Annotated in this window: 11 protein-coding genes; 9 read left to right on the top strand and 2 right to left on the bottom strand. The window is 51.1% G+C overall.

Going from position 1 to position 12395, the window contains the following annotated elements:
* Positions 1–113 precede the first annotated feature (113 nt).
* On the top strand, positions 114–1022 hold the full coding sequence (locus TK45_RS13410; RefSeq protein WP_131259353.1) for a cation diffusion facilitator family transporter: 909 nt from the start codon (positions 114–116) through the stop codon (positions 1020–1022).
* Here TK45_RS13410 and TK45_RS13405 read toward each other — a convergent pair.
* Entirely contained in the window at positions 991–1974 is a 984-nt protein-coding gene (locus tag TK45_RS13405; protein ID WP_131259352.1) for an alpha/beta fold hydrolase, read from the bottom strand. The genes TK45_RS13410 and TK45_RS13405 overlap by 32 nt on opposite strands.
* A gap of 132 nt (positions 1975–2106) precedes the next feature.
* On the opposite strand from TK45_RS13405, the gene TK45_RS13400 reads away from it, so the two are divergent.
* The gene (locus TK45_RS13400; RefSeq protein ID WP_131259351.1) at positions 2107–2481 is read left to right on the top strand and encodes a PH domain-containing protein; all 375 of its coding nucleotides are present in this window, start codon (positions 2107–2109) and stop codon (positions 2479–2481) included.
* A 119-nt stretch (positions 2482–2600) separates the two neighbouring features.
* Here the strand turns inward: TK45_RS13400 and argE are convergent, their stop codons facing one another.
* Positions 2601–3743, bottom strand: a complete 1143-nt coding sequence (gene argE, locus TK45_RS13395) for an acetylornithine deacetylase (RefSeq protein WP_131259350.1) — start codon at positions 3741–3743, stop codon at positions 2601–2603.
* Positions 3744–3968: 225 nt separating this feature from the next.
* On the opposite strand from argE, the gene argC reads away from it, so the two are divergent.
* Genes argC through TK45_RS13360 form a run of 7 tightly spaced genes read left to right on the top strand, consistent with a single transcriptional unit; the run spans position 3969 to position 12242 of the window.
* Positions 3969–4970, top strand: a complete 1002-nt coding sequence (gene argC, locus TK45_RS13390; protein WP_131259349.1) for an N-acetyl-gamma-glutamyl-phosphate reductase — start codon at positions 3969–3971, stop codon at positions 4968–4970.
* Positions 4967–5752, top strand: a complete 786-nt coding sequence (gene argB / locus TK45_RS13385; RefSeq protein WP_371414279.1) for an acetylglutamate kinase — start codon at positions 4967–4969, stop codon at positions 5750–5752. Before argC ends, argB begins: the two co-directional genes overlap by 4 nt.
* A 9-nt stretch (positions 5753–5761) precedes the next feature.
* A complete protein-coding gene (locus tag TK45_RS13380) occupies positions 5762–6670 on the top strand; it encodes an ornithine carbamoyltransferase (RefSeq protein ID WP_131259348.1) in 909 nt (302 codons plus the stop codon).
* Positions 6671–6682: 12 nt separating this feature from the next.
* Positions 6683–7900, top strand: coding sequence for an argininosuccinate synthase (locus tag TK45_RS13375; protein ID WP_131259347.1), 1218 nt, complete (start codon positions 6683–6685; stop codon positions 7898–7900).
* Complete coding sequence (gene argH, locus TK45_RS13370) at positions 7900–9291, top strand: argininosuccinate lyase (RefSeq protein ID WP_131259346.1); 1392 nt, start codon at positions 7900–7902, stop codon at positions 9289–9291. Before TK45_RS13375 ends, argH begins: the two co-directional genes overlap by 1 nt.
* Positions 9288–10622 carry an amino-acid N-acetyltransferase gene (gene argA / locus TK45_RS13365; RefSeq protein WP_131259345.1) on the top strand — a complete coding sequence of 445 codons (1335 nt, stop codon included), beginning with the start codon at positions 9288–9290 and terminating at the stop codon, positions 10620–10622. Before argH ends, argA begins: the two co-directional genes overlap by 4 nt.
* Positions 10623–10682: 60 nt before the next feature.
* A complete protein-coding gene (locus TK45_RS13360) occupies positions 10683–12242 on the top strand; it encodes a carbon-nitrogen hydrolase family protein (protein ID WP_131259344.1) in 1560 nt (519 codons plus the stop codon).
* Positions 12243–12395 lie beyond the last annotated feature (153 nt).

The raw sequence follows: 12395 nt of genomic DNA, 5'->3' as shown, positions 1-12395 counted from the left end.
AAATAACTAAGTGAAATTGCCGGCAAGCATAGCAAATCGGATGAAGCGAACCCAGCTTGCCGTTATACTGGCTGGCCAATTTTACAAGTTAATTGATTTTTAATAGGTTTTTCATGACGGCCAGCGCACACAGACAGCAGTATCAGTTTTGGACCCGCCTTGCCAGCAGTGCCGCGGTGATTGCCGCACTGTGCATGATTACTATAAAAGCCATTGCCTGGTATATGAGTGACTCGGCGGCGATGCTGGCGTCTCTGACAGACTCCGTATTTGATGTGGCCGCCTCGATTATTAACTTTTTCGTGCTGCGTTATGCGCTGCTGCCGGCGGATGATGATCATCGTTTTGGGCATGGTAAGGCGGAATCACTGGCCGGTCTGGCTCAGGCAGCCTTTATTATGGGCTCGGCTATGTTGTTGATTTTGCACAGTATTGACCGCCTCAAGCACCCGCAGCCTATCGATAACGGTGAACTGGCAGTGTATGCCACCATAGCCAGTGTGGTGATTACCCTGGCGCTGGTGGCGCTGCAAATCGTTGCCGTGCAGCGCACGAATTCGGTCGCGATTAAAGCCGACTCTATGCATTACCGCTCGGATTTGCTGATGAATCTGGCGATTTTGTTATCCCTGTGGCTAACCATGCAGGGATATTATTCAGTGGATGGTTGGTTCGCTATCGGTATCGCCCTGTACTTGATTTGGGGGGCAAAAGACATTGCGCTGGAATCCGCTGCTGCGTTGATGGATAAAGAACTGCCACCGGAGTTCACTGCTGATATTGAGCGCATCGTGTGTGCTCATCCCCGGGTACATGGGGTGCATGCGGTGCGTACCCGTCAGGCCGGGCATACTAAATTTGTCCAACTCCATCTGGAACTGGACGATAAGATGCCGCTACTGGAGGCCCATGGCATTACCGATGCGGTAGAAGAAGCGATTATGCGTGCGTATCCTGAAGCGGACGTGCTGATCCATCAGGATCCTATTTCTATTGTGCGGGATGCTCAGGTAAACGCATAAACTCGTAAGTTAACGCCAGCGCCGGTTGGCGGTATTCATCACTTTCCATCATCAGTTCATGACGGGCATCTTTGATGACTCGCTTGTCACAGTGGGGCAACAGTGCACAGATGTGTGACTGCGCTTTGTTGTCGACCACATGATCGCCACCTGCTTGCAGCACCAGTAATGGCGTGAGTATCTCACTGGCGTGCTGCTCGACATGATCCATCGCTTCCACCGCCGCATCCAGCCATTGATAAGTGACCCCACCCAGTTGTAAAGACGGCTGTTGCTGATATTGCTGACGAAAATGGCTGTAGCGCAGCTTACTGTGGCTTAAGGTATTGATAGCAAACGGCACATCAATATAGGGCGTTTGGCTCAGGAAATACCAGGGTTTACGGGATACCAGCTCATTGAGGGTAATGCCGGCATGAATCACACTGGTTGCCAGCCAGGGTGGCAGAGGAGATTTAATCCCGAACATAGGCGCACTGAACACGGCTTTGCAGAAATGCTGCGGATACTGCAATAAATACAGGGCGCCAATGGCGCAGCCCATGCTGTGGGCAAGCAGGATAGGCTGGGTTTGACTATGTTGTGCCACCACGGTTTCGTAAAACGTCGCCATATCCTGTACGTAATGATCGAAGTCAGCTACATAGCCCCGCTGCGGATCGCTATGCATTCGACCTGACAGACCCTGGCCGCGATGATCGTGGATAAAAACCGAGTAGCCGTTTTGATACAGTTCGAAAATCAGTTCCTGATATTTCACCAGCGATTCGACCCGCCCGGCACTGATCACAATACTGCCAATGGGGTTAGGGTGCAGCACATGGGCATGCACTATGGTGACGCCATCGACGCCCTGAAATTCACCAATACGGACATGTTGCTGCCAAAAGGGCGCGATATGTGTGGTTAAACGCTCAGATAAGCCTGCTTCATCGCTGTAAAAGTAATCCATGCTGTGTACCGTATTCCTGCGATTTGCCTGATGGTACAGGCGGTTCGAACATAAGATGAGCAAATTTTCTTGAATTGTGCCCGTTTGCTGGCAAGGATTGCAATGTCAGATAACAACAATCGGAGAATATTTATGGGAATTCTGGACGGGCTACTGGGTAATGCGTCGGAAATTGATGTAGCAAAAATTCAGGACGAGTTTGCGCCAATCCTCGGCGAAACGGAAACCATTATTCAGGCCTACAAAGTCATCCGCGATATGTTTGTGTTTACGTCTGCGCGCCTGATTCTGGTGGATAAACAAGGGCTGACAGGCAAAAAAGTCGAGTATCACTCCATTCCTTACAAAGCCATTACGCACTTTAAGGTGGAAACCGCCGGGCATTTCGATCTGGATGCAGAATTGAAGATTTACATTTCTGGCGAAGAGCAGGTGGTGAGTAAGGAGCTCAAAAAGGATAGCGCCCTGAGTATTCAAAAAGCATTGGCCAGCGGCATGTTTGGTTAATTGGTTGGAACGGTGATTTAACCCGTCAGATGGCCTTGGCGGTAACCGCGCCGAATACGCGGCATTACGTATGCGGGTAAGGCTGGCGATGTCGTTCTATACAACGCCAGCTAACGTTGTCAGTGGCAAATCTGCTGAATAAACCCACGCAGCAAGTTGACCGTGGGATCAACATAGTGCAGATCAATAAACTCATCCGGCTGGTGGGCCTGTTTGATGCTGCCCGGGCCAAGCACCAACGTATCGCAGCCTAACGCATTGATAAACGGCGCTTCGGTGGCATAGTTGGCGGGCTCAGCGGAAAAGCCAGTCAGGCGCTCTGCCAGTTCGATGATCTGATACTCGTTATTACAGCCAAACGCTGGCGCACTGGGGTACAGAAAATCGCGGGTTAATCGATTTGGCCATTTTTGTTGCACCGGTGCAAGAGCCTCGTCCAGTAACGCAACGACTTCGTCGTCCTGCATACCGGGCAACGGGCGAACATCGAATGTCATATGGCAATGACCACAAATGCGGTTTTCACCATCGCCGCCATGCACGTGACCCAGATTGAGGGTGCATTCCGGCACGCTGAAACTGTCATCCTTACGCTGACGTAATTGATCTTTTACCTGCAATAGCTGACCCAGTGCATCATGCAGGATTTCCATGGCATTTACCCCGCGGGCTGGATCGCTGCTATGTCCTGCCTGCCCGACAATATCGATGCGGTGAGCCATATGGCCCTTGTGTTTGTAGATGGGCTTGAGTTCGGTCGGCTCACCAATAATGGCCATCTGCGGTTTAACCTTCTGTTGGCTGGCAAAAAAACGCGCGCCGGCCATGCTGGTTTCCTCATCGGCGGTGGCCAAAATGTAAAGTGGCTTTCTAAGTTTATGCAGTGGCATCTCTTCGAGAGCGGCGAGAATAAAAGCAAAGAAGCCTTTCATATCGCAGGTGCCTAAGCCATAAAAACGCTGTTCAACCTGCTTGAGTGCAAACGGATCGGAATTCCAGCGGCCCTCATCAAATGGCACGGTATCCGAATGCCCGGCTAGTAACAGCCCGCCTTCGCCAGAACCAACAGTGGCCAGCATATTAAACTTGTGGCGGGTACCCGGCACCGGCTGAATATCAATATGAAAGCCCAGCTGCTGAAAACGCTCTGCAAGGTACTCGATGATGGCCAGATTTGACTGGTCTAAATGCGCATCAAAGGCACTGATGCTCGGAATCGCGATAATGTCCTGGTACCACTGTGTGAATTTTTTATGAACCATAAAAATATTTATGCAATAAAGTTGAATAAAAATGCTTTTGGTGGCAATCTGACAGCAAATCTAGACAGCGTCAATCTGATCTGTGATCTGGTAGCAAGATTTTCTCCCAGCAAAGACAGGAAGCCATGTCCTTTAGCAGCAGCGCGCCTAATTCTAGGATGAAATTGGGTTGCTGCTAATATTTTTCTATCTTTACTCATACATTTAACGAGCGATGAAATCAGAATGAAGGTCATTGTGTTGGGTGCCAGTGGTTATACCGGCGCCGAATTGTGTAATTTGTTAAGCAGACACCCCAGTATGCAACTGGCTTGCGCCTATGTTTCTGAAAACAGTAATGATTCAGGCAAAGCGCTGAGCCAGCTCTACCCGCAATTCCCCGGCTTGGATGGGGTAACACTGCAACCTTTTTCTCTGGCGGACGTGCATGAAATGGACGGTGTATCGCTGGCCTTTTTAGCAACACCTCATGAATTTAGTCATGATGTGGCACCGGCGTTGCTGGACGCCGGGATTCGGGTGGCGGACTTGTCAGGGGCATTTCGCTTAAAAGATGCAGCCACCTTTGCCAGGTGTTACGGATTTAATCATTTGCAGCGTGAAGAATTGGCATTGGCCGAATACGGTTTAGTGGATTTTTATGCAGATAAGATTACCCGCGCCAGCCTCGTGGCGGTTCCTGGCTGTTACCCGACCGCCAGTTTACTGGCATTAAAGCCGCTGGCCGCACTGTTGGATACCGCAGTACGCCCGGTGATCAATGCTATCTCCGGCGTGAGCGGTGCAGGGCGCAAAGCGGCGCTGAACACCAGCTTTTGTGAAGTGGGTGTGCAGGCTTATGGTGTGCTCGGTCATCGTCATCAGCCTGAAATCAGCGCCTGGCTAGGGCAGGACGTATTATTCACGCCGCATTTGGGCACCTTTAAACGGGGGATTTTAGCCACTATCAGTGTGCGACTGCGTGAAGAGGTGAACATTGCAGATATTCAGCACGCTTATCAACAGGCATATGTGAACAGCCCGTTGGTGCGGGTATCGCACGGGCAGATGCCAAGACTGGATGATGTGGTTAACACACCCCGTTGCCATATCGGCTGGCAGTTCGATCCTCACAGTGGCTATCTGGTGGTGAGCAGTGCCATCGATAACCTGTTAAAAGGTGCTGCCGCGCAGGCATTGCAAAATGCCAACCTGATGCTGGGGCTGGAAAAGGATTGTGGCCTGTGAGTGTGGTGAATCCGTTAGTTATCAAAATTGGTGGTGCCTTGCTGGACAGCAGTGCCGAGTTGGATGGGTTGTTTCAACTTGTCAGCAAATTACAGAAGCAGCGTGCTGTGGTGTTGGTGCATGGTGGCGGCAAGCTGGTGGATGAATGGCTGCATGCATTAGGTAAAACCACTACTAAAATCAATGGATTGCGCGTTACACCCGAGGATCAGATTGAGTATGTCAGTGGCGCACTGGCAGGGACTGCAAACAAAAAGTTGGTGGGCATTGCAGCGAAGTATCATTTTAATGCGGTAGGTCTGAGCCTTGCCGATGGGGATATTGCAATTTGTCAGCAATTGGATCCGGCGCTGCAATGCGTCGGGCGCGCTTCGCCTAAAGGTAATCGTTTGTTATCTACCTTGCTGGCGGCCGGGTTTGTGCCGGTGATTAGCTCGATTGGTGCAGATAGCCATGGGCAGCTATTGAATGTTAATGCCGATCAGGCCGCGGTGGTCGTGGCGCAGGCACTGTCTGCGCAAATGTTGCTGTTATCCGATGTGCCAGGGGTGCTGGACAGGCAGAAACAATTGATTGCAGAGTTGGATCAGGCAGCGATTCATCAATTGATTGCCGAGGGTGTGATCAAAGATGGTATGCAAGTCAAAGTAGAGGCGGCACTGGATACCGCCAATCTGCTGGGGCAGGAGGTAATCATTGCTGGCTGGCGCGATATTCAGGCATTACACGCGCTGCTGGACGGTGAACAGGTGGGCACACGAATTGTCCCGACGCGGTTTTGAGGAAAAGAAGTGAAACAGGATTTATTGTCGTTTGCGATGTTTTCGCCGGATCAATTAATGGGCTATCTGGAACTGGCGCAGGAAGTGAAAAATCAGCCCCAACGATATTGTCAGGCACTGGCTGGCAAGTCTGTGGTGGGGTTATTTGAAAAGCCGTCGCTGCGCACACGGGTGAGCTTTGATGTAGGCATCAACAAGTTAGGTGGCCATTTCGTTTATCTGGACAGTCAGAACGATAAACTCGGCGCCCGCGAGTCATTAAAAGATATGGGGGCGAATCTTTCGCGCTGGTGTGATGCCATCGTCGCGCGGGTGTTTTCCCATCAGACCCTGATTGAACTGGCCGATGCGTCCAGCGTGCCGGTGATTAATGCGTTGTGTGACACCTACCATCCGTGTCAGGCATTAGCTGATTATCTGACGATTAAAGAAACATTGGGTGACGTGCGCAATGCCAAAATTGCCTACATAGGTGATGGTAATAACGTAACCCATTCGTTGTTGCTGGCTGGTGCACTACTGGGGGCGGATGTGCGGGTGATCACACCGAAAGGGCACGACGTCAATCAGACGGTATTCCAGCTGGCAGCCGGTTTGGCGGCGCAGCATGGCGGTAAGGTTAGTCAGTCCCATGATATTGCGCTGGCCACTGGATGTGACGTGATTTATACCGACACGTGGATTTCCATGGGGGCAGGCAGCCGCTATGAAGATATTGCACCGATATTTATGCCGTATCAGGTTAATGAAACGCTGATGCAAAACAGCGGCGCGCAATTTGTTATGCATTGTCAGCCTGCGCATCGCGAGCAAGAGATCACCTCGGCCGTGATGGACGGCAAAGGCTCGTTGCTGCTGGATCAGGCGGAAAATCGCATGCACGCACAAAATGCAATTTTAATAAATTTATTAGGTTAGGCGGAGAGAACTGTGTCTACAAAATCAATTGGTAAAGTGGTATTGGCATATTCAGGTGGTTTGGATACGTCGGCGATTATTCCTTGGCTAAAGGAAAATTATGACTGCGAAGTGGTAGCGTTTGCAGCCGATGTAGGTCAGGGTGATGAGGAACTGCAGGGCTTACATGATAAAGCCATCGCCACCGGCGCCAGCGAATGTCACATTGTTGATTTAAAAGAAGAATTTGTTAAAGACTACATATTCCCGACGATTAAAACAGGCGCTGTATATGAAGGTCTGTATCTGCTCGGCACGTCGATGGCACGGCCGATTATTGCCAAAGCGCAGGTTGAGATTGCGCGTAAAGTGGGGGCGGATGCGTTGTGTCACGGCTGTACTGGTAAAGGCAACGATCAGGTGCGTTTTGAGGGCGCGTTCGCTGCTCTGGCGCCAGATTTACAGGTTATTGCACCCTGGCGTGAGTGGGAAATGTCGTCCCGCGAAGATTTGTTGAATTATCTGGCTGAGCGCAATATTAAAACCTCTGCGTCAGCTACCAAAATCTATAGCCGCGATGCGAACGCCTGGCATATTTCCCATGAAGGTGGTGAGTTAGAAGATCCATGGTGCCAGCCTACCAAGCAGGTCTGGACAATGACAGTGGACCCGCTGGATGCCCCGGATACACCTGAAAATGTTGAGTTGAGTTTCGCCAATGGGGTACTGACTCACGTTAATGGTGAGGCATTGTCGGCATATCAGGCGTTGGTGAAACTCAATACCATCGCCGCTGCCCATGGTGTGGGCCGCATTGATATTGTAGAAAACCGCCTGGTCGGAATGAAATCCCGTGGCGCCTATGAGACACCGGGAGGCACTGTGCTGATGGCCGCCTACAAGGGGCTGGAGACGCTTATTCTGGATAAACGCTCATTGCAATTCCGCGAGCAGTTGGGGCTGGAGTTTTCTCATTTGGTCTATGACGGCCGCTGGTTTACCCCATTGCGGGAATCCATTCTGGCCGCGGCAGAGGTGTTCGCACAGGGCATGACCGGCGATGTGGTGGTGCGTTTGTACAAAGGCTTTGCGCAGGTGGTTCAGCGCCGTTCACCCAACAGCTTATATTCCGAAGACTTCGCAACCTTCAGTAAAGACGAAGTCTACAACCAGAAACATGCGGAAGGCTTCATTCGCCTGTATAGCTTATCCAGTCGTATTGCCGCCCTGAAACAATCCGGAGGCGCGTGATGGCCTTATGGGGAGGCCGCTTCAGCGGCCAGTCCAGCAGCATGTTCCGTACGGTGAATGACTCGCTGCCGTTTGATAAGACACTGGCTGTGGAGGATATTCAGGGCTCGATTGCCTGGGCATCCGCGATAGCGAAAGCCGGCGTGCTCACGGAGCGGGAGCTGGCGCAACTGCATGGTGAACTGCACGCCCTGCAGGAACAGGCAGAGCGGGGCGAATTGGATTTTGCCAGCAGTGATGCCGAAGACATCCATAGTTTTGTGGAAGCGCACTTAATCACTAAGCTAGGCGATATCGGCCGCAAACTGCATACCGGACGTAGCCGTAATGATCAGGTCGCAACCGATTTGCGTCTGTGGTGTCGCAATCAGGCACAGGCACTGATTACAGATATGGAAGCATTGCAGTGTGCGCTGGTGCGTCTGGCCCACCGTTACACGGATGCCATCATTCCCGGTTATACCCACTTACAGCGAGCCCAACCGGTCAGGTTCTCTCATTGGTGTCTGGCCTATGTGGAAATGCTCAAACGCGATGTGTCGCGCGTGCAGGATGCGATGACACGTCTGAATCAAATGCCGCTGGGATGCGGCGCGTTGGCTGGCACTGTTTATCCCATCGACCGCGACCTGTTAGCCGAGGATTTGGGGTTTACCTCGCCGTGTATGAATAGTTTGGACGCGGTATCCGATCGGGATTTCGTGTTGGAATTACTGTTCGCTGCCAGCACCGGCATGATGCACTTATCGCGCCTGGCCGAAGATGTCATTTTTTACAACACTGGCGAAGCGGGATTCGTCCAGCTTGGCGATGCGGTGACTTCAGGCTCGTCTTTGATGCCGCAAAAGAAAAACCCCGATGCCATGGAGCTTATTCGTGGCAAATGCGGTCGCGTTTTTGGTGCGTTGCAGGGCCTGTTGGTGACAATGAAAGGACTGCCGCTGGCCTACAACAAGGATATGCAGGAAGACAAAGAAGGGGTATTTGACGCCCTGAGTCAGTGGCATATCTGTTTGTGTATTGCCGCCGAGGTGCTGGATACCCTGGTACTGAATGAATCCCGCGCCCGTCAGGCGGCCCAACAAGGGTATGCCAATGCGACGGAACTGGCTGATTACTTAGTTGCGAAGGGAATTCCGTTTCGCACTGCCCACGACTTAACCGGGCAGGCAGTATTGGTCGCACTGGAAAAACAATGTGCGCTGGAGGCCCTGAGTCTCGCAGAGTTACAGCAAATTGCCCCGCAGATACAGCAAGATGTCTATGACGTGTTGGATCTGGATTTTCTGGTCAACAAGCGCAGTTTGCCCGGTGGTACGGGCGCAAAACCAGTGCACGCGGCATTACAGACGGAAGCGCTGCGTTTAGGTGTGGAGTTAAATCAAGCATGATGGTGAGCCTGCAGGATAGCGTCAAAATTATCCGAAATTCGGCACCCTATATTAATGCCCATCGTGGTAAGACATTCGTCATCGTATTTGGCGGAGAGGCCATTGAAGAAGCGAATTTCGCCAACATCATCCATGACATTGCCTTGCTAAGTAGCCTTGGCGTGCGCCTGGTACTAGTGCATGGGGCCAGGCCGCAAATAGACAGCCGGGTCGCGATGCGCGGTTTGGCCAGTCGATATCACGATGGTGTGCGTATTACCGATAAAGCAACCTTAGAGTGCGTCAAAGATGCCGCGGGTTCGGTACGCTCACAAATCGAGGCGTTACTGACCATGGGGCTGGCCAATTCGCCCATGCATGGTGCGCATATCCGGGTGTGCAGTGGTAATCTGGTCGTTGCGATGCCGATTGGTGTACGTGACGGAGTGGATTTTGAACATTCCGGCCAGGTGCGACGCATCGATGTAGATGGGATCCGTGATCATCTCAATGACGGCTCTATCGTGTTGCTATCCATGATGGGCTACAGCTCAACGGGCGAGGTGTTTAATCTGGTGCATCAGGAAGTAGCGATGCATACCGCGATTTCACTTAAAGCCGACAAACTAATCTGTTTTACCAGTGCCAGTGGGCTGGTGGATGAACAGGGCACCATGTTGCCACAGCTTGAATATAGTGAGCTGGAGGGCCTCATAGCGCAGGAAACGCCTAATGATCCGTTTACCCTGCGCGCGATTCAGCAAAGCTTATTGGCGGGCATTCCACGTTGTCACTGCGTCAGCTATCGACAAGATGGGGCGTTACTGCAGGAACTATTTACCCGCGATGGCAGTGGTACGCTGATTGCCAGCCATCACTATGAACAGGTCAGGCGCGCCACGATCGAAGATGTGGGCGGGATCCTGAATCTCATTGATCCCCTTGAGCAAAAAGGCATTCTGGTTAAGCGTTCCCGGGAGTTATTGGAGGCTGAAATCGGCCAGTTTACCGTTATCGATCGTGACGGCATGATAGTCGCGTGTGCCGCGCTTTATCCCTACATTGAAGAACGTTGTGGCGAAGTCGCGTGCGTAGCAACCCATTCAGATTATCGCGGTGGTGCGCGTGGTGAACGTTTGATGCGCGCCATGAAAAAACAAGCGCTGAAATTAGGTCTTGAACGCATATTCGTGCTCACCACAGTGACGGCACATTGGTTTATGGAACAAGGCTTTACTTTAAGTAGCCCCGATAGTCTGCCGGAGAAAAAGAAACGCCTGTACAACTATCAACGCAATTCCAAAGTATTTGAGCTGGCTTTAACCACCACTGAACAAAAAATGCGCGAATAAGTGGTCATTCTGCTGCGCGGTGACGTAGGATAAAACGTCACTCGTGCAACAGGAGGAGCCATGCAGGAAATTAATCAGGCCGAATTCGCAGAAGGTGTTAACCATCATCTGGAGCTGCGCAATCTCACAATGGACGACTTCGACGACGTCCGAGAGTTAATGGATGTGGTGTATAAGGATGTGGGAGGGGCCTGGACTCGCAAAGAATATACTGCACAAATCAGCACCTTCCCGGAAGGTCAGATTTGTATCGTTGATAAAGGCAAAGTGATTGCCGCTGCCTTTTCAGTCATAGTTGATTACGACAAATTCGGTGATAAGCACACTTACGACCAGATCACCGGCGACGCCTATCTGACCACCCATGATCCAAACGGCGATGTGCTGTACGGGGTGGATGTGTTTGTTTCACCGGCATACCGCGGTCTGCGTCTTGGACGTCGCCTTTACGAAGCCCGACGCGAAATTTGTATGAATTTGAATCTGCGCTCGATCATGGCCGGTGGACGTATTCCTAACTATGCCCAATTCGCTAATGACATGTCGCCCTATCAATATATTGAGGCGGTGAAGAGTAAAGATATTTATGACCCTATCCTGACCTTTCAGTTATCCAATGGCTTTGAGGTTAAGCAGGTGTTGAAAGCTTACTTGCCGGAAGATAAGCATTCCCTGGGTTATGCCACATTATTGCAATGGCATAACATTTATTACGACCCGGATCAGTCGAAACTGATTGGTGGACGCAAGCACAGTGCGCGTATTGGCTGCGTGCAGTGGCAGATGCGATATTTCCATGATGTGCAGGAATTGCTGCAACAGGTGGAATATTTTGTCGATGCGTTGTCGGACTACAAATGCGATGTAGCGTTGTTTCCGGAGTTCTTTAACGCGCCGCTGATGGGCCTGAACCCGGCCGAGTCATCGATTGATGCCATCTGGAATCTGGCCATGTATAGCGAGGAAATTCTTCGTCAAATCAGCCATTTAGCCGTGTCTTACAATATCAATATCATTGCCGGCTCCATGCCGATTATTGAAGAACAGCAATTGTACAACGTTGCCTACCTGTGCCACCGGGATGGGCGTATCGAAAGTCAGTACAAGATTCACCCGACTCCGCATGAAAAGCGCGATTGGATCATGCAGGGCGGTGACAGGTTACAGGCGTTTGATACTGATTTTGGTCGCATCGGTATTTTGATTTGTTATGACGTGGAATTTCCTGAATTGGCGCGTTTGTTGTCCGAAAAGGAAATTCAGGTGCTGTTTGTACCCTTTTGGACGGATACCAAAAATGGATATTTGCGGGTGCGCCGCTGTGCCCAGGCCCGTGCGATTGAAAATGAGTGCTATGTAGCAATCGCCGGGAGTGTCGGTAACTTACCCAAAGTGGATAATGTGGATATTCAGTACGGTCAAACGGCGGTTTTTTCACCGTCAGATTTTGCCTTTCCTCACGATGCGATAGTTAGCGAAACAACACCCAATACTGAGATGACACTGATTGTCGACTTGGATTTCGACAAACTCAAAGAGTTACAAAATGAAGGTTCGGTCAGAAACTATCTGGATCGGCGCCGGGATCTGTACCGGGTGGAATGGGTTGGCAAAGACTAATCTTACAGACACAAAAACCCGGCATCAGGCCGGGTTTTTTGTTGGGAATGAGCTGAACGGTAGCGGCATTGAATCGAAGGCTAAGTTATTGATGAACAACATTCTTATTTACGCACGGCCCTGCCAGAAGGCTTTCGAATCATCATTGTTTTT

The sequence above is a fragment of the Bowmanella sp. JS7-9 genome, from assembly GCF_004329715.1.
GTDB classification, from domain to species: Bacteria; Pseudomonadota; Gammaproteobacteria; order Enterobacterales; family Alteromonadaceae; genus Pseudobowmanella; species Pseudobowmanella zhangzhouensis.
The sequence above is the reverse complement of the archived record's forward strand: the minus strand, read 5'-3'. Positions and strand labels throughout refer to the sequence as shown.